10 protein-coding genes and 1 pseudogene are annotated in these 19256 nt (G+C 44.0%); 8 read left to right on the top strand and 3 right to left on the bottom strand.

Annotated elements, in window-relative coordinates:
* Positions 1-583 precede the first annotated feature (583 nt).
* The 5 genes and pseudogenes from QUA99_RS22780 to QUA99_RS22760 form a co-directional block, all read left to right on the top strand.
* Positions 584-1429, top strand: a pseudogene (locus QUA99_RS22780) (sigma-70 family RNA polymerase sigma factor); the annotation flags it as partial.
* 48 nt (positions 1430-1477) lie between these two features.
* Positions 1478-7261 (top strand): AAA family ATPase, encoded by a 5784-nt coding sequence (locus tag QUA99_RS22775; RefSeq protein WP_333241201.1) that lies wholly within the window; start codon positions 1478-1480, stop codon positions 7259-7261.
* A gap of 202 nt (positions 7262-7463) precedes the next feature.
* Positions 7464-8408 (top strand): UV DNA damage repair endonuclease UvsE, encoded by a 945-nt coding sequence (gene uvsE / locus QUA99_RS22770; RefSeq protein WP_333241178.1) that lies wholly within the window; start codon positions 7464-7466, stop codon positions 8406-8408.
* Positions 8409-8880: 472 nt separating this feature from the next.
* Complete coding sequence (locus QUA99_RS22765) at positions 8881-9552, top strand: SOS response-associated peptidase (protein ID WP_333241177.1); 672 nt, start codon at positions 8881-8883, stop codon at positions 9550-9552.
* A gap of 149 nt (positions 9553-9701) precedes the next feature.
* Positions 9702-10088 carry a VOC family protein gene (locus QUA99_RS22760; protein ID WP_333241175.1) on the top strand — a complete coding sequence of 129 codons (387 nt, stop codon included), beginning with the start codon at positions 9702-9704 and terminating at the stop codon, positions 10086-10088.
* 119 nt (positions 10089-10207) lie between these two features.
* Here QUA99_RS22760 and QUA99_RS22755 read toward each other — a convergent pair whose 3' ends face one another.
* Together QUA99_RS22755 and QUA99_RS22750 are read right to left on the bottom strand one after the other, a co-directional pair.
* Positions 10208-10825 (bottom strand): CP12 domain-containing protein, encoded by a 618-nt coding sequence (locus QUA99_RS22755; RefSeq protein WP_333241174.1) that lies wholly within the window; start codon positions 10823-10825, stop codon positions 10208-10210.
* A gap of 276 nt (positions 10826-11101) precedes the next feature.
* Positions 11102-12292: a transposase gene (locus QUA99_RS22750; protein WP_333241173.1), complete on the bottom strand. Its 1191-nt coding sequence runs from the start codon at positions 12290-12292 to the stop codon at positions 11102-11104.
* 178 nt (positions 12293-12470) lie between these two features.
* Between QUA99_RS22750 and glpX the strand changes: the two genes are divergently transcribed.
* The 3 genes from glpX to QUA99_RS22735 all read left to right on the top strand — a co-directional run bounded on the left by glpX (position 12471) and on the right by QUA99_RS22735 (position 18250).
* Positions 12471-13508 carry a class II fructose-bisphosphatase gene (gene glpX, locus QUA99_RS22745; RefSeq protein ID WP_333241171.1) on the top strand — a complete coding sequence of 346 codons (1038 nt, stop codon included), beginning with the start codon at positions 12471-12473 and terminating at the stop codon, positions 13506-13508.
* A gap of 145 nt (positions 13509-13653) precedes the next feature.
* Entirely contained in the window at positions 13654-14946 is a 1293-nt protein-coding gene (locus QUA99_RS22740) for a glutamyl-tRNA reductase (protein ID WP_333241170.1), read from the top strand.
* A gap of 295 nt (positions 14947-15241) precedes the next feature.
* On the top strand, positions 15242-18250 hold the full coding sequence (locus QUA99_RS22735) for a UPF0182 family protein (RefSeq protein ID WP_333241168.1): 3009 nt from the start codon (positions 15242-15244) through the stop codon (positions 18248-18250).
* 91 nt (positions 18251-18341) lie between these two features.
* Here QUA99_RS22735 and QUA99_RS22730 read toward each other — a convergent pair whose 3' ends face one another.
* Positions 18342-19010, bottom strand: a complete 669-nt coding sequence (locus tag QUA99_RS22730) for a hypothetical protein (RefSeq protein ID WP_333241167.1) — start codon at positions 19008-19010, stop codon at positions 18342-18344.
* Between the last annotated feature and the right edge of the window lie 246 nt (positions 19011-19256).

Genomic DNA, 19256 nt, shown 5'->3' with positions numbered 1-19256 from the left:
CTTTACTCTTGGCTACCGCAGTGATAAAATTTATGCGCTCGAACCTAATAGTTCGGAGAATTTTATTGCAGAATTTGACATAGATCACAAGCTAAATTCCCAAAAAGCTCTCTTAGAGGAATGGCTGTCGGTAGATTTTCTCTTCCAATTTACCGGGACAGAAATTACCGATAATGACCAGTTTGTCGAATTTGATACTAGCAGTGGTAAGAGTGCCTTTTTTACTTCCTACTTGTTTTTCGCGATCGCACTGCGGAGGAGCGCGTACACTATCGAACAACTTGACGGGATTGTCCGCGAGATTAATAAAATTTTACGGATGCCGGCGATCGTTCTCTTTCAGCATGGAGAAACTCTGACTTTATCCATTATCAACCGTCGCCAACACAAGCGCAATCAATCTGAAGATGTATTAGGAAAAGTCAAACACATTAAAGATATCCCATTCGCCAGTCCGACAAACTCTCATTTAAAAATGCTCTTCAATATTTTTTTGACAGAGTTGCATGATAATCATGGCTTTAGCAACTTTGACGAATTTCATGAAGCTTGGCATAAAACTATTCCTGACAGCATCAAATTTAAAAAAGAGCGCCTACCGCCAGATTCGCTTCGGGTTTACCTGCAAGAAATCGGTAGAATTCCCATGCTCAAAGCTGACGAAGAGATTGAGCTAGCTCGTAAAATTGCTGAATTAGAATTAGAGGGCAGCCGAAAAGCTAAAAACCAAATGGTAGAGTCTAACTTGCGGCTGGTAGTCTCCATTGCTAAAAAATATCAAAATAGAGGGCTGGATTTCTTAGACTTGATTCAGGAGGGAAATCTCGGTTTAATCAGGGCTGTAGAAAAGTTTGATTGCACGAAGGGCAACAGGTTTTCCACCCACGCATATTGGTGGATTCGTCAGGAAATTACGCGGGCGATTGCCGATCGATCGCGGACTATCCGCCTACCAGTTCACGTTTATGAAACTATTTCGCAGATTAAGAAAACTACCAAACAGCTTTCTGAAGAAATCAGTCGCAAGCCTACCGAAAAAGAAATCGCTACTAAAATGGAGATGACAATTGCCAAATTGCGATTGGCTATTAAATCTGCTAAATCTATCATTTCCTTAGATACTAAAATGGGTGATGATGAAGACTATACATTGGGAGAGTTGATTGAATTCGATGGAAAAACACCAGAAGAACAAGCATCTATAAATTTGTTCTGCGAAGATTTAGAAAGCGTTTTAGATACTCTCAGCCCTCGACAACGTGACGTTATTCGGATGCGATTCGGATTGGATGACGGCCGCGAGAAAAGTCTACAGGAAATCGGCAATATATTTAATCTTACCCGGGAGCGGATTCGGCAAATTGAGGGTAAGGCTTTACTAAGATTGCGCCATCCCAACCGCAACAGCATTTTAAAAGATTATATTCGCCCTACAGCAATTTATCAAACTGAGACAAAAAGACCGATCGCCCAACCGATGCAGCCCAGACAGTCCAACATTCCAGAAAACTTGTCTCGCAGCCATTGCGATACTTTCTTACAGGAGCCTGTTGGTGATAAAATAGTTGATACAGTTAATATGACCGAACCATTAATTCCTTTTAACAACTTCATAGAAGAATCAAATATAGAAGAAACTATAGTGGATCAGACTTACTTGTCGAGAACCGATGGAAGTCAAAACAATCTGAATCCTGCAAATCTGAATGAGCATAATTTCCACATTGCCGAACTGACAGAAAATGACTTGAATGGAGTGATTAAACCGATGGAACACAATTCAGCAGACTTACTCAAACAACTCACCGCACTAGAAGATGTTTTTTCCCAACTGGAAGCACGGCTGTCAGAGGCGAGTCGAAAGTTGCTAGACCCTGGTATACCTATATCTCAAAAGCTGATTCAAGAACTTGACGAGTCCCGGAAAAACTTTATTCAGCTTCGCGACAATGTGCTAGAATTGGCTGAATATTTGGCAGTATCGACAACGCTGAAAGTTGAGGAAATTGGTTCTTTAGCAGATATCAAGTCTGTACTTGAGCGTGTTAATTTGGCCGAGAAGCAAAAAAGTGCGAGATCTCTTGTCCGCGACTCTGCTTTGAGGGTTCTGGAACGAATTTTAGCGATCGCCCATCTAGTAGAGAGCAATTTTCAGTCATTGCTGGAATGTCAGGACAAAGCCCGCGAACTTCAACGCGCCATCTCCGAATCCCAGGAGTCTGACTTGCATCCCGACACCCAACTATTGGCTGACGGCAATCATCCATTCTCCAAACTTCTAACACTAATTGCAGAATTGGACGCGGCAGATTACGAGCGTTTATTTTCCTTACAGAATGCTGTAGCTGCATCATTTGGAATTCCTTTGGCGATGGCAGCAGTCAGACGAGAATTGACGATCCAGACCGAAGCAATACCAGATTTGCCTGCTGTTTCTACTAACAATAAGTTAGAGAAAACTTTCTTAGTTGATGAGCCGGAACCTGAAACTGTTCCTATCCTAGAACAACCACCATTAGCAGAGTTGAACGCGGTCTTGATAGAGGAGGCTATCGCGCAGCCAACCACTGAAAATATCCCAGATATTCCACCAACAGAAGCGCCTACCGCAACTCAGATAAATCATCAAAATTCGGAAAATAAGCAAGGAAAAGAAGTTGACAAGCCGGGAAATAAAAAAAGAGAAGAAAAACAGTCTCTCTACAGCTTCTCGCCCAATGATACCGCTCAACAAATCGCTCAATCCATCTTGGACGACCCCGATCGAGAACGCCCAGCAGTTTTGCGCGACTTAGTTTGGCGGCTGATTTTTGAACAAAAACTCAGCCTTGCATTTCATTTAGCTCGCTGCTTTGAAAAACAATACTCCAACTTTGAACCGCACCTGCCACCGCAGTTAATTCGAGCAGTATTGCTAGGACAAAACCTGCGCTCTGACGTAGGATATGGAAAACTTGCCAATCTGCTTAAAGATGACTTCACCAGTTACAGCGCCAGCTATTCATTACCAGACAAAAGTGAATGGAATCAAGCTGCAAGCTTGCTTTTGACCGCAGCAACACTGCGACCGTCTTTACTAGCGCCAAATACTGGTGCGAAGCACCTTCTCCAGCAACTTCACTTCGGTAAAGCTGGACTTGCAAAACTGTACGATTATTGCCAAATTATCGCCAAACACGGCGATGGTCAGCGGGCGCTGGATCTCAAAGCCATCAAGAAAGCCAAAGACCAAGCAGACGTACAAAAATCTTTAGACGCTCTGCATCAAAACATCGAAGCTTGGTGGTTTCAAGCACAGAAAAAAGATATGATTTACCCGCCGGCGAAGAAGGTGTGGCAGGATTGGTTGAAGCCTGACCAACTGATTCACTCTTTACTATTTCCTGTACTTGAAAACGATTTGAGTAAACTTTCAGCACTCAAGCAGAAAGTCAATCGGTTGTCTGAGGAATCCCAGATCGACTTTGAAATTGAGAAGACCGATCGTAAAATTCGCAGCAGTCGCCGTGACTCCATGATGGGGAAAGCCGTGATTCAGTTGCGCGATCGCGTTCGTGAACCTGTTGATTTGGTGGAAAACTGGATTGAAATTCAGGAATCCCGTTTAGATCAAAGAGACAATTATCTTCAGAAAGAAGCCAAACAGTTAAAAGAAGATATTGAGAAGCTTCAAAATACTGTTATTAAAGAATTGGATGCCTTTGAGGAAACAAAACCTCCGGTGTTTATTTTAGCTGGTATTGCCTGTTGCCGAAAAGCTGTGGAAGACATCGGCAATATCTTCGATCCAGATACCGAATTGCCAACCGCAGAACCTTACCTAAAACATATCCTGCACGCGGATCTGTTAAGAATGCCGTCTATCCCTATTAACGATTCCTGGGAACTGGATATAGCTAATGCAGAAGCGGGTATAGATGGAATTTTGGAGTTAGTCAAAAATGATATTTGGGATTGGCAACAAGCATTCGATCGGCACAGTTATCTCTGTAGTTCAAAAGCTGTGGGAAATCACCAGGCTACGGCGCAAATCATCGAATATCTCGAACTCTACCCCGAACCAAAAATAGATATCGCTCAGCTAAAGAACTTACGAAATAATCGGATTGAAGAGTGTCAAGGAATTTTGCAGGAGCAGGTCGAGACTACTAGCAAACAGCTCGAAAGTGCCGTAGCTTTTGGTTTACTAATAGAAACAGATAGCATTGCTTATGCAGCACAGATTGAAAGCATTAAAAATGCTCTGGTAACAACCAGGCGGTTTTCCGAAAAAATTGAGCAGCTTCGCGCGATCGGTCAAGGAATTAGCGCCAAGCGCCAGGAAAAGATCGATCGAGTATCCGAGCAATTAGAGAGTCTTAAGCAAACAGGTATAGCAGATGCCGATCGTACCAGAATTTGCAGTGTATTGGAGCAAGGCGATATCCTGACGGCTAAGGAATATATATCTATGCTGCAAGACCGGCGATCGCTTCCTGAACAAGAAAAAAAGGGAGGTGCTTTTAAAGACTTCTTTGAGGATAAGTATGCTGCGATCGAAAAAGTGCTTGAGGAGTGCGATCGCGATCGACAAAAAAAGCAAGAGCTAATTCCCAACATTTCCAAAGGGAAAAGTATCGCCAAAATCCAGATACCGCAAGGATCTCAAGCCAAAAAAGCCGCTGAAATGCTCGACGCTTGGTTTGCTGCTAAGGGAAGGAATCAAGCCACAGAGAAAGATGCTCATCAAATTCTCAGCAACCTCGGTTTTAACATAACATCTCTGACATTTAAAAAATCAGGACAAAATACCTGGATTGACGTTAATGCCGAGCCGATATTTGACCAAAATCGCTGTCCTGTGTCTGCCTATGGTTCAGCGGCAAAGGGTCATTACCGCATTCTTTGCGTATGGGATAGACCGAACGAACAGGATCTCCTCAATGCCGTTGGAGAAACTGCTCTTGGAGGGCCGGTCTTCGTCTTTCATTTTGGGCGAATGACCGTCAAGAAACGTCGAGATTTGGCTGATTTGTGCCGGCAGCGTCGGAGCACTTTCATTGTGATAGATGATGTGCTGATGCTCTACCTTTGCGGAGAACAAAAAACACGCTTACCTGTATTGTTTGATTGTACCTTACCCTTTACTTTCCTAGAACCTTATAAAACCGCAGCAGGAGAAGTTCCGCCTGAAATGTTTTACGGGCGAGTACGAGAACGGGAATCTATAATCGATCCCAAAGGTTCTTGTTTAATTTATGGAGGCCGCCAGTTAGGTAAAACGGTTTTGCTTAAGTATGTACACCGGACTTTTCATGCAACCGACGCAGGAAGGAACGCCCTATTTTTAGATATTAAAGAAATTGGGCGCAAGCAACTGTTAGATAAAATTTGGCATCTACTAAATGAAGAATTGGATAAATTGCAAGTTCCCGATACTAACCGGCGCAATTCCGTCCGCGAAAGCAGCTTGCAGCGGATTAAAAGTTGGCTGGAATTCGACACGCAGCGGCGCTTTTTGCTGTTGTTGGATGAGGCCGATAATTTCCTGGAAGCTGATGGTAAGGAGGATTTCCCGCGCTGTGATGAGTTCAGAAAATTAATGGCGGAAACTAACCGACGTTTTAAGGTGGTCTTTGCCGGATTGCACAACGTTCTGAGAACCACTAGACAACCCAACCATCCGCTGGCTCACTTTGGCGCGCCGATCTGCATTGGACCTCTGCTGAATAATGGTGAAATGCGATCGGCAACAGCTTTGGTAAAACGTCCTCTGGCTAGTCTTGGCTATCATTTTGAATCGCCAGATTTAATCCAGCGCATTCTGTGGCAGACTAACTATTATCCGAGCTTGATTCAACTTTATTGCGAGCAGTTACTCAAGCACATCACTAACCCAGATGTCCCTACTTTCGATCCTAAAATTAGCCCGCCTTACGCGATCGCTTCTCGCCATGTAGAAGAAGCTTATCAAAGTCAAGACCTTCGCAATAATATTCGCGATCGCTTTAAGTTGACACTCGGACTCGATCCGCGCTACGAAGTAATTGCCTACTCGATTGCTGATGGTTCTCAGCAGAATGAAACAGGTATGGAGGATGGGTTTTCTGTATCTTGGATTCGCGAGCAAGTCTTGTATTGGTGGTCTGAGGGATTCGCGGGAAGGTCATCGGAAGATGAAATTCTTGCTTTACTAGAAGAAATGGTCGGATTAGGAGTTTTACGAGAAACCGATGCTGGTTACTTCACTCTGAGAAGTTCTAATTTAGCCTTGCTTATGGGTACGCAGCGAGAGATTGAAGCAGAACTTCTGAGACACCGCGAACCTCAACCTGAATACGAACCTGCTACTTTTCGGTCTCCTCTTGTCAAAAATAAAGCTGATTCCCGGCGCAGTCCTTTAACTGTTCAACAGGAATCAGATTTGCTGCGCCGGGAGTATGGTGTCTCTATTATATTTGGCTGCCAAGCCGCAGGAATTGACGATTTGAGAGTTTTTATGGAAGCAGCATTTAGTAAGAAGGATTGCAAAATTCACTATTTAGAAAATCTCTCAGATCGATCGGATTTCAGCCAGCGTTTGACAGAAATTAGTAACCGTCGCAAGAAAGATACTACGACACTTATTGTTGTGTCTGCCAGCACCCTTTGGAGTAAGGATTGGGTTGATGAGGCAATTCAGAAAATCAAAAGATTGAAGAAAGAAGCATTTATTCAGCTTGTTTTTGTCGCCAACCCTCAGAAGGCTTGGCAGTTAGTTATTCATAATTGGACAGGTTTTGATTTATTTAAGGATCTGAGATTTTTCAGCCTCAAACCGTGGCACGATGCCGCCCTGCGACATTGGTTGGAAGATACTAATTTGCCCAGCGAACTAGAAGTGAGAAAAAAGATTGCGGCAGTTACAGGAAATTGGTCAAACCTGCTGCAAGAATTCTATCAATTTTCTCAAGCTAATCCGCATTGCTGGCAAGATTCCTTGGCAGAACTGAAGAATCAATTTAATAACTCTGACAAATTAATTAATTCAATGGGCTTTGACGGTTGCGAACCTCAAATAAAGCTGGTGATGAGAACTTTGGCCGAATGGCGAGAAGCAGCAGCGGTTGAGGAATTAATTGAGGTTCTTGATGATGTATCGCCTGAAATTGTCAAGCAGACTCTCAGATGGGCGGAGCTCCTCAGTCTTGTCTCGCATTTAGGAAATCAGAAGCAAGACGGTAAGGATTACTGGCAGATTGACCCTGTAGTTGGTCGTCTGCTCGAATCTATGGCAGAGTAATACAAACTTTCTGCTGTGCGATGTACTTAAGCCGATCTCTGACTTAAGATAGGCGATCGCCCGCAGCAGCTAAGTCTAAGCTAGAAATTATAGTTAGATCGAGTTTTGAGGGACTAAAGTCTCTCAAAACTTGATAACTAAGGACTTCAGTCCTTATTACAAACCTATTTTGCGATCGAAATAGAGCTAGGTGTTATTTTGAATGAGCAATATTAACCAAGTATTGGAAAAGGACAAATTGCCAGAATTAGGATTAGTCTGCATTACAACATCCGATGCAGTTCGCTTTCGCACTGTCACGCGGAAGCGACTTTTACAGCTTTCGGAAACTGAACAAGAAAAAGTATTGCGCGAGCTTTATGCAGACAACTTAAAACGACTTGACAAAGCGATCGACTTCTGTTCAGCTAATCAGATTAAGCTCTACCGCATGACTTCTGCACTGTTCCCTTTTGCAGATACAGATTTGGGGGAAGCAGTGCTACACTCCATGACTGAGGAATTGCGGAAGACGGGCGATCGCGCTTTGTCTTTGGGCATCCGCTTGGTACTCCACCCGGATCAATTTGTCGTCCTCAGTTCCGACAAGCTTTCTGTAGTTGAAAACAGCATTAAAATTCTCGCGACTCATGCTTTAATTTTAGATATGTTGGGACAACCCCGATCGCCCTGGGCACTGATGAACATTCACGGCGGCAAGGGCGATCGTACTTCGCAACTCAAGTCTGTCATCCGCGATTTACCCGAATCAATTCGATCGCGCCTTACCTTTGAAAATGACGAATACGCTTACAGTTCCTCAGAACTTTTAGAAGTGTGTCTCGATACCGGCGTAGCAATGGTTTTTGACGCCCACCACCACGTCATTCACGAACATTTAGAAACTTATGACGATCCCAGTGTAGCCGAAATGCTAGCAGCAGCCCGCACAACTTGGTCGGTTCCTGAATGGCAATTAGTGCACATATCGAATGGCAGAGAATTTTTTGCCGATCCGCGCCACAGCGATGTAATTACAGAAATGCCTAATTGCTATTATCAGGCTCCTTGGATTGAAGTAGAAGCTAAATTTAAAGAATTAGCAATTCAAAAGTTGCGCGCCGAATGGTTGTCTGCGAATGTTCCACAATTTAGCAGTGTCTCGTAGGGGTGGGTTTTACCTACAATAATTGCCTAAAACCAATCATCTCGAAAATTCACCCCCACCCAACGGTAAATCGCAAGAACAGGCTTTCGGGCCTGTTCCACAAAGAATGAATTTTATTGTGGGGTGGGCGTCTCGCCCGCCCGGTTTATTGTGACAGTCCGAGAGGGTTTTTAACGGTAAATCGTAAGAACAGGCTTTCCGACCTGTTCCACAAAGAATGAATTTTATTGTGGGGTGTCCCGCCCGCCCGGTTTAGTCCGACAATCCGACAGGGGTTAAAAACCCCTGTCTCATAGCTACAGTCCTCTAAAAGAGGACTAAAATAAATAGAGCTTTCCATCAGACTCTTTAGTCGGTTTTAACCGACTTGAGCTTTGAGGCAGGGGTTTAAACCCCTGCCGGACTGTCGATAACCCGACCAATACTGGACTGCCGGAATAAGAGAAAACCGCGTTAATACCAACTATAAATTATGTGCGGAAGATTCACTTTAACTACTTCAGGTCAAATCATCGCCGAATTATTCAAACTGTCGGCAGTTCCCGACATCAAACCGCGATACAATATCGCCCCAACTCAATCAGTTGCCACAGTAACAGTTGAAAAAGAAAAAATGCAGCGACAGTTTCAATTTATGCGCTGGGGTTTGATTCCAAGTTGGGCAAAAGACATGAAAATAGGCAGCAAGATGATCAATGCGCGATCGGAAACTGTAGCCGAAAAACCTGCTTTTCGCAGCGCCATCAAGCACAGGCGGTGTTTGATAGTCGCTGACGGTTTCTACGAATGGCAACAGCAGGGAAAGAACAAACAGCCTTACTATTTTCAAAAGGCAGACGGAGAACCTTTTGCTTTTGCCGGTTTGTGGGAAAATTGGGAATCTCCTGAAAAAGAAAACATTGTATCTTGCAGTATAATTACTACCGCGGCTAACGAAACAGTGCAGCCGATGCACGATCGAATGCCGGTGATTCTCCCCGACAGCGATTGGGAACAGTGGCTCGATCCTTCAGTTAAAAATGCTCAGGAAGTTTTGCCGCTGTTAAAACCCTATGCTTCCGAAGCCATGAAAGCAAAGGCCGTAAGTGCGATCGTCAACAGTCCAAGTAGAGACAGTCCCGAGTGCATTAGCGATCAACAATAAATCATTGCCGCGGACAAAACCGAGATAGTTTGAGTTACGATCTAAAATGATGTTTGAGTTGTAGCTTAGGTTTTCTAAGTCGCAGTTTAACTCAGTTGTTATTTGCTCAAACCTTTTTTTATCTTAACATCAGTTAGAAGACAAAAAATATGATAGGATACGTTACATTGGGTACCAACGATATTGAACGTGCAGCAAAGTTTTATGATGCTTTGCTTGCTGAAATTGGCGCTCGACGATTCATGGAATTCGACGGATTTATCGCATGGAGCGTTTCTCCAGAGCGACCAGCACTTGCTATTACAAAACCCTTTGATGGTAACAGAGCAACTGTTGGCAATGGAGTAATGATCGCTCTTCAAGTTGACAGTCCAGAAAAAGTTAACTTAGTTTATAACAAAGCGATCGAACTTGGGGCTAAGGATGAAGGAGCCGCAGGGCCAAGAGGCGTGTTGCCGGGGTTTTACGCGGGATATTTTCGGGATCTTGATGGGAACAAGCTGAACGTGTTTTGTATGATTGGGCCAAACACTTAAGATTTTTGTTTTTCGTGAAGCTCGCCCAAAACCAGCTATTCGGCTCGTTAGCTATTAGTTATCAATCCCTAAATAAGAGTTGATAACTAATAACTAATGACTAATGACTAATGACTAAATTAACTCTCGTACATCCGCGCTTCAGCCGCCTCGGGATTTTCCTCGCAATACTCGTCAAAAGCCGTTTTTTCAAGCTTTATCGATCGCTGGTGAGAAGCCTCAGCCTGCATTTCCTCTACAATATCCCACGCTACCGCGCATTCTGTAGAAGTAGCGCCTTTCTCGGCACAGATAGTTCTGGCATCCGCGATCGCCCGTTCGATTTCTTCCTCAAATAAAACACTTTTCGGCTTCTCGACAAAATCGCTTTTTGTCAAAATATCCGTTACCGAAATAATGCCCAGCAGTTTGTCTTTAATCACCGGAGCTCGGCGGATTCGGGTATTGGCGAACAACCTCGCCACGTATTCCACGCCCAAGTCGGGATTCACCGTGATGCACGGTTTGGTCATGATCTCGAAGACGCGGACTTTCTGCGGGTCTACTCCGTAGGCTGTTACTTTGTAAACAATATCCGTTTCCGTGACAATCCCGTAGGCGTCTTGTTCGTGGCGGCGTTCCACAATTAACGCGCGCAAACACAGTTCGTTCATCATCGCCACCGCTTCAGCTACAGTTGCCGAACCGCGAATGGTAACAACTTCTGTGGTCATAATATCTTGGGCTTTCATCATCATTTTTTATTGCTTCTCGCTTATAAAGTCTAGTGCGTCCGGATTTTGGCCCGGAAATTTGATTTGCTATCATCTTGACACTTCAGGACTGAGGCAACTGTTACGATAAATCAAGGATGGCGACTCTCCCCATCTCCCACTCCCCTCTCCTTTCACTCAATTTTCCAGTCCCCGACTCAAAGAAGCAAAAGTTAATACAAACTAACCAACTCCCAACGCTCTCGCAGATCCCCGCCTCTGTTGACACTCCCCAGCGTTCACGCACGGGGATTCTTTAATCTACGACATGACTTGCTCAGGCAGGATTTCTCCAACCAAAGTAGAGGTCTCATCTCCTAAAGAGTTCCTTGGCTCAAGACCAAAGGTTCCGGTATGCCCTACCGTACCCAATCCCCGACTTAGGATATTTCTAGCTGCATTTTCATCTCTATCTATCACACAACCACATTCACAAACGTGTGTTCGGGTGGATAGCGTTTTCTTCACAATTTCACCGCAACTAGAGCATTCTTGGCTTGTATATTGCGGATTAACCGCAATCGTCACCTTCTGAAATACTTTGCCAAAGTATTCAATCCAGATACGGAACTGATACCAAGAAGCATCGTTAATAGACTTAGCCAGACAATGATTTTTTACCATATTTTTAATTCTCAAATCTTCGTAAGCTATCAAGTCGTTTGACCGAACTACGCACCTTGCAAGTTTCACTGCATGGTCTTTACGTTGCCTACTTATTTTGAGGTGGCGCTTACCTAAAATCTGTCTAGCTTTGCCTCTATTTTTTGAACCTTTAACTTTTCGAGAGATACGACGTTGACAACTTTTAAGAACTTTTTCACCTTGGCGGAGGAACTTAGGATTTTCAACCGTCATTCCATTAGAGTCGGTGTAGTATTCTTTTACTCCAACGTCTAACCCAATACTATTGCCAGAGGGTTCTATATTTTCCTGTTTGTCAACATCAATGCAAAACTGAACGTATACACCATCTGCACGTTTCACCAATCTCACCCGTTTTATTTGATTAATTTGGTAGAATTGTAGATCCCGTGTTCCTTTCAGTTTTAATTTCCCAATCCCTTTTTTGTCCGTAAAAGTTATGGTTTTCCTGCGATCGCCAAGTTTCCATCCAGTCGTTTTGTAGTCAACAGAACGGCAGTCTTTCTGGAATTGTGGATATCCTTTTTTTCCAAAAATTCCTTTTTTGCAGTTGTCATAGAATCGGGAGATAGAAGACCATGCTCGCTCTGCGCTGGCTTGTCTAGCCATTGAGTTAAGTTCCGAAGCAAAGGGAAATTCTTTTGCCAACACAGCACAGTATTTATTTAAGTCGTATTTATTCACTTTGTGGTTGTCCATCCATAGCCGAATACAGCTATTTCGGACAAATTGAGCGGTACGAATCGCTTCACTTACTGCGACAAATTGACTGGGTTTTCCGTAGGCTTTGAACTCAAAAACTAGCATGACTCTACCTCCCATCTTATGCTACACTGTCTAGCATAGGATTTTTGATTAGTTCTCAAAACTTTACAAAAGCCGTCAAGCTTATGACGGGGTTTTAAACTCAATTTTCTGATAAGCTTGATGGCTGGTAGTGCAAAAAGCACAAGGCACGCAGGACTTAGTTGGGAGTATATAGTTCGTGGATAATGTAATCGGTTTAGAGATTATCGAAGTAGTTGAGCAGGCAGCCATCGCCTCCGCTCGCTTGATGGGCAAAGGCGAGAAAGACGAAGCCGACAGAGTGGCTGTAGAAGCCATGCGGGAGCGCATGAACAAAATTCATATGCGCGGTCGCATCGTGATCGGCGAAGGCGAACGCGATGACGCACCCATGCTTTACATCGGCGAACAAGTAGGTATTTGTACTCGCGAAGATGCCAAAGAAATCTGCAACCTAGATGAATTGATCGAAATTGACATCGCTGTTGACCCCTGCGAAGGAACTAACCTAGTTGCTTACGGTCAAAACGGTTCGATGGCAGTTTTGGCAATCTCTGAAAAAGGAGGTTTGTTTGCTGCACCGGATTTCTATATGAACAAATTGGCTGCTCCTGCGGCTGCTAAGAATCATGTAGATATTCGCAAAACGCCAACCCAAAACCTCAAAATTATCTCTGATTGCCTCGGCCGCAGTATTGAAGATTTGGTGGTGGTGGTGATGGATCGCCCCCGGCACAAAGATTTAATTAATGAAATTCGGCAAGCGGGTGCAAGAGTTCGGCTGATCAGCGACGGCGACGTTTCGGCAGCGATTTCTTGCGCGTTTTCTGGTTCCAACATCCACGCACTTATGGGTATTGGCGCTGCACCCGAAGGCGTGATTTCCGCAGCAGCAATGCGCTGCTTGGGCGGTCACTTCCAAGGACAGTTAATTTACGATCCAGCAGTTGTCAAAACTGGTTTGATCGGTGAAAGCAAAGAGAGCAATATCGCTCGCCTGAAAGAGATGGGGATCACAGACCCGGACAAGATTTACAATGCTGAAGAGTTGGCATCTGGAGAAACAGTTCTGTTTGCAGCTTGCGGGATTACTCCCGGCACGCTGATGGATGGAGTTCGCTTCTTTGGCGGCGGCGCTCGAACTGAAAGTTTGGTAATTTCTTCTCAGTCGAAAACTGCTCGGTTTGTCGATACAATCCATATGTTTGACCAGCCGAAAAATCTGCAATTGAATTAGTGATTAGTTAGCGGTTAACAGTTAAATGTTAACAATTAACAGTTAACGGTTAACAGTCGCCGGTGATTAGCAATTAGCGATAAACTAAGAACTAATAACAGGTGACTGTTAACAACTAAGAAAGAAATAGTGACAAATCACAGATATGAATATTGCAGTCGTAGGTCTCAGCCACAAAACAGCGCCGGTTGAAGTTCGCGAAAAACTGAGCATTCCAGAACAGAAAGTTGAAGCAGCGATCGCCCAATTGCGCGGCTATCCCCACATTCAAGAGGTTGCCATCCTCAGCACTTGCAACCGCTTAGAAATTTATATTGTTACCAGCGAGTCTGAGCCTGGTGTGCGAGAGGTTATTCAGTTCCTTTCGGAATGCAGTAAAGTTTATGTGCAGTCTTTGCGCCCTCACCTGTTTATTTTGCTGCACGAAGATGCGGTGATGCACTTGATGCGAGTGGCTTCTGGTCTCGACAGTTTGGTGCTCGGAGAAGGACAAATTTTGGCTCAGGTGAAACAAACTCACAAACTCGCCCAGCAGTACAAAGGTGTAGGCAGAATTTTAGAACGCTTGTTCAAACAAGCTCTCACAGCAGGGAAGCGAGTTCGCACGGAAACTAGCATCGGTACCGGTGCGGTTTCGATTTCTTCGGCGGCTGCAGAATTGGCTCAAATGAAAGGTCAGCATTTAGCAAGCAGCAGGATTGCTATTATCGGTGCTGGCAAAATGTCGCGGCTTTTGGTGCAGCATTTGCTCTCAAAAGGAGCTAGCCATATTTCGATCGTAAATCGATCGACCCGAGGTGCTGAAGAATTGGCGAGCCTTTTTAAAGATGCTCAATTGCACCTATATCCGCTCTCGGAAATGATGCAGGTAATTGCCGATTCTGACTTGGTTTTTACCAGTACGGCCGCTACCGATCCGCTGTTAAATAAAGCTAAATTGGAAACAGTTTTAGACCCGAATCGCCCTTTGATGTTGGTGGATATTTCGGTGCCGCGCAACGTCGATGCTGATGCGAACGAACTCGCTAATGTGAAGTCGTTTAATGTGGACGACTTGAAAGCAGTGGTAGCTCAAAATCACGAAAGCCGCCGCAAAATGGCAATGGAAGCTCAGGGCCTCTTGGAACAGGAAGTAGAGGCTTTTGATGTCTGGTGGCGCAGTCTGGAAACTGTTCCTACTATTAGCTGCTTGCGGGATAAAATAGAATTGATTCGCGAACAAGAGTTAGAAAAAGCTTTATCGCGTCTGGGTTCTGAATTTTCGGAGAAACATCAAGATGTGATTGAATCTTTAACAAGGGGGATTGTGAATAAAATTTTGCACGATCCGATGGTACAGTTGCGCGCTCAGCAGGATATTGAGGCGCGGCGGCAAGCGATGCAAACTTTGCAGACGCTGTTTAATTTGGATGTGGATGTCAATCAACAGTACAGCTAACTGGAGTTTCTTCGATTCAAATTTCGATTCAGATTCCCTTGACTGTACATTATATTTGTAGGGACTCAGGCATTTGTCTATTGCTGTCAACTTAGCCTTAAACTCTCAGTGCGGCAGGGTTTTAAGCCGTGCCTCAAAGCTCAATTACTCTTGCAGAGAACTGAAGAACTGATTAGTAATTAGTCTTCATAGCGAGGACTCGAGCTATTAGCCAAGGACTTAAGTCTAATAGCGGTATTTCGGGTTAAGTTGACACCTATGGGCAATGTCATGTCCCTACTTTTAGCTCGTTCTTATGACTTTAAGAAGGCGAATTTATCAATTAATTGTATGGATTGTAGGGCTGTGGCTGGTTTTTGAGTTTGCGTGTCGCATTGCGGCAGAAATTTTCTGGTTTCAAGAAGTTGGATATCTTCAGGTTTTTCTGTTAAAGTTGAAAACTCAAGGGTTGCTGGGGACGATCGCAATTACTGTTTCTTCTGCCTTTTTGTTCGGAAATTTGGCTTTAGCCCGCCGCCTGCAACATCCCGCCGAGGAAATCAAATCGCCGGTCGGGGCGGCACTATTCGCTTCACTGAGGGCAAACAAAACGGGGAAGAATTACGAATTACCTGTTGCTAAATCCCAAATTACCTTTCCCTGGCTGCTGTTGGCGGTATTCGGATTGAGTTCGATCGCAACTTTGACCGCAATTCACTGCGGGCTGTTAGCTGCAAACAGCCTCACCTATTTCGGTATAGCTGACAATTTGCCTGCACCGCCCCTGCAGTTGGGAATTGAGTCAATCCAGCAAATAGGGGTGCAGCTATTTTCTCGCTGGTGGGAGTTGGGCTTGCTGCTGGGAACAATGTTAGCTGTGGCAATTAAGCCTGATTTTTGGCTGCGGGCGATCGCCCTTTTTCTCAGTTTGGCGATCGGGGTGATTGCCGTCAGTCGCTGGACAAAAGTTTTGCAATATTTCCACCCTACTAATTTTAACATAACCGACCCTCTTTTTAATCAAAATATTAGCTTTTATGTATTTATTTTGCCAATCTTAGAGTTGCTAGGATTCTGGCTGACAGTTGTATTTTTGTACGGTTTAGTATCTTGTGCTTTAACATATTTGCTGTCTGGAAATAGCCTGATTCAAGGGATATTTTTGGGGTTTTCTCGATCGCAGCAGCGGCACTTGTACGGGTTAGGTGCAGCTTTAATGCTAGCCACGGCATTCAGCTACTGGCTAAGGCGCTACGCATTGCTGTATTCCCGGGGAGACGTTAGTTACGGGGCAAACTATGCTGACGTGACGGTGCGGCTGCCCTGCTATGGATTTTTGAGTATTTTGGCAGGGGCGATCGCACTTTTGATGCTGTACCAGGTTTGCCAATTGAAAATTAAGAATGAACTCATAAAAAAAATTCTTTTAGGGTGGCTAACTTTGATTTTTTTGGGGAGTTTACTGCTGCCAAAAATTGTGCAGCAACTCATAGTTAAACCCAACGAACTAGCACGAGAACAGCCGTACATCCAGCGCAGTATTGCTTTTACTCAAGAAGCCTTTGACCTCACAAAAATAGAAATAAAAACTTTCGATCCAGCCGGAAAACTTACATATAAAGACTTAGAAAAAAATCAACTGACTATTAGCAACATCCGCCTCTGGGACAAGCGACCGCTACTGAAAACCAACCGGCAGTTACAGCAAATTAGACCCTATTATACCTTTCCTGATGCCGATATCGATCGCTACACCATCAAAAACGAAAAAGCTAAAAAGAGAGATTCTGAAAGCCAACAAGTGCTTCTGGCAGCGCGGGAATTAGATTACACAGCAGTTGCCCCCGAAGCTCAAACTTGGGTGAACGAACACTTAGTTTACACTCACGGTTACGGTTTTACTCTTTCTCCCGTAAATACAGTCGGTGTAGGCGGTTTACCCGATTATTTTGTCAAAGATATTGGAGTGGCAGCCCTGAAAGGAGAGACTGCTTTGGAAATAACCAGCGATCAAATTCGAGTCAGTATTCCCCTGGCGTATCCGCGAATTTACTACGGCGAAGTAACCAATACCGACGCGATGACACAGACAAAAGTCAAAGAATTCGACTATCCCAGCGGCGAAGACAATGTTTACAATACTTACAGCGGTAGGGGAGGAATTGCGATCGGTTCTATGTGGCGGCGCTTGCTGTTTGCTAATTATCTCAAAAATTGGCAAATGGCACTGACCCGCAATTTTACGCCAGAAACTAAATTGCTGTACCGCAGAAATATTAAGAAAAGAGTCCGGGCGATCGCTCCTTTTTTAAGATACGATTCTGACCCGTATTTGGTAGTAGCTAACGCCAATCTTAGTAAAGATGATATAGAAAAAGATGGGGATACAATTAGTGTTAAAAAGCAGCCTTCCTCCTCACAAACTAATTCTTCCAACTATCTTTACTGGATTATGGATGCCTATACAGCGAGCGATCGCTACCCATATTCCGATCCAGGCAAAAATGAATTCAACTACATCCGCAACTCCGTAAAAGTCGTCATTGACGCCTACAACGGATCTGTGGACTTCTACGTTGCTAACCCGTCAGATCCGATGATCGAAAGTTGGATTCGTATCTTTCCTGGACTCTTTAAACCCCTTGACCAAATGCCTCTGGCTATCCGCAAACATATTAGGTATCCAGTAGATTTGTTGAGCATTCAATCCGAACGCTTGCTAACTTATCATATGGAAGACCCGCAAGTATTTTACAATCGGGAGGATTTGTGGCGAGTTCCCAACGAAATTTATGGCAGCGAACAGCAGCCAGTAGAACCGTATTATTTGATTACGAAACTGCCAACAGAAACAGCAGAAGAATTTATTTTGCTGCTCCCATTTACACCAGTAAGTCGCAACAATTTAATTGCTTGGATTGCAGGGCGATCGGATGGCGGCCATTACGGAAAATTGCTGCTGTATCTGTTTCCCAAACAGCGATTAGTTTACGGTCCGGAACAAATAGAAGCTTTAATTAACCAAGATCCGGTTATTTCCGAACAAATTTCTCTCTGGAACCGCCAGGGTTCCAAAGCAATTCAAGGAAATTTATTAGTCATTCCAATTGAACAATCTTTGCTGTACGTAGAACCCCTTTATTTAGAAGCAGATCGCAATAGTTTGCCAACTTTAGTCAGAGTTATTGCTGTCTACGAAAACCGCATCGTCATGGCAGAAAATCTTGAATTGGTACTCAAGGCACTTTTTCAGCAACAATCTACTAATAAACCGGCCATTATTCGACCTGTAGAAGGAACAGCACCAGCTTTAAATAGTGAATGATATCAATTCCGGTTGCACGAGCGAAATGATTGTTTACAGTTGACTCTCAACAGTCAACTGTCACAGACGGTGCAACCGGAAACGATATAAATTACTGCGATTTCTGTTCGCTAGCAGCCTTAATATCCTGCCACCAAACATCGACATAAGGCCACATCAATCTCTCGTCTCCTCCAGAATCTAGTTTCACAGTCACCTCATAACGGTCAATATGCGTGAGTTCGCCAGTTTTACCATTCAAATACAATTGTTTGGGATTGTCGGTGCAAATTTCTACCCTTTGATTCAACAGCGGCAGCACCTGGGTAGAAGAACCATGAAAAGGATTTTTGCCTTTGAGTACATAGCCGCCAATCAAAGAGAAGTACATTGAAGCTAGGAAAAATACTGTACATAAACCCACAATTACCAGTGTTTTTTGTTGTGAAAAACTGGTATAAACGCTCACATATCCTACGCTCATAGTTCCAACAAACAACAAATTTGGCAGGTACAGCCCATCTTCCAGAAACACGCTACCAAAAAACACGAGGGCTACCTGAAAACCAAATAATGCAGCCACCCAACTCCACCCAGTTAGCAACGATGCAGACAGCAGCCAATTCATTGCTATAGTGAGGGCGATCGCCATTGCTATTGCCCCAATTGGTGCTGCATAATCGTACTGTCTGAAGGGAAGAAGAACAAAAAAGACTAAAGCATAAGTAAAACCTGCAAAAGCCAGTGCTAATCCACTAATTATTTCGTTCCTGTTCAGCATGGCGATAAATTTTTGGAGCTGTTAAAGCGAAGCGTTCATCCTGACGGGGTGACAACCCCGTCAAAACCCCCACTGGTGGCAGATTTACCCAACTTGAGGTAAAAAAATATGGGGTCGAAATTATTAAGTGGCCCCATCTGTTAATTATGTTTCCTCAATCTTACCAGAACTATAGCAATCCTAAATGATTTTCTAGACCTAGAGCAATCCTAATTAATTTTTTCCGTGCAATTATATTTATGTATT

Source organism: Microcoleus sp. F10-B2 (genome assembly GCF_036704965.1).
GTDB lineage: Bacteria > Cyanobacteriota > Cyanobacteriia > Cyanobacteriales > Microcoleaceae > Microcoleus.
This window is presented reverse-complemented; position numbering and strand designations above follow the sequence as displayed.

Bases quoted from the DNA above. Each gene is read 5' to 3' on its own strand.
- QUA99_RS22775 (WP_333241201.1), top strand. From the start codon at position 1,478: ATGCAGCCCAGACAGTCCAACATTCCAGAAAACTTGTCTCGCAGCCAT.
- uvsE (WP_333241178.1), top strand. From the start codon at position 7,464: ATGAGCAATATTAACCAAGTATTGGAAAAGGACAAATTGCCAGAATTA.
- QUA99_RS22765 (WP_333241177.1), top strand. From the start codon at position 8,881: ATGTGCGGAAGATTCACTTTAACTACTTCAGGTCAAATCATCGCCGAA.
- QUA99_RS22760 (WP_333241175.1), top strand. From the start codon at position 9,702: ATGATAGGATACGTTACATTGGGTACCAACGATATTGAACGTGCAGCA.
- QUA99_RS22755 (WP_333241174.1), bottom strand. From the start codon at position 10,825: ATGATGATGAAAGCCCAAGATATTATGACCACAGAAGTTGTTACCATT.
- QUA99_RS22750 (WP_333241173.1), bottom strand. From the start codon at position 12,292: ATGCTAGTTTTTGAGTTCAAAGCCTACGGAAAACCCAGTCAATTTGTC.
- QUA99_RS22740 (WP_333241170.1), top strand. From the start codon at position 13,654: ATGAATATTGCAGTCGTAGGTCTCAGCCACAAAACAGCGCCGGTTGAA.
- QUA99_RS22735 (WP_333241168.1), top strand. From the start codon at position 15,242: ATGACTTTAAGAAGGCGAATTTATCAATTAATTGTATGGATTGTAGGG.
- QUA99_RS22730 (WP_333241167.1), bottom strand. From the start codon at position 19,010: ATGCTGAACAGGAACGAAATAATTAGTGGATTAGCACTGGCTTTTGCA.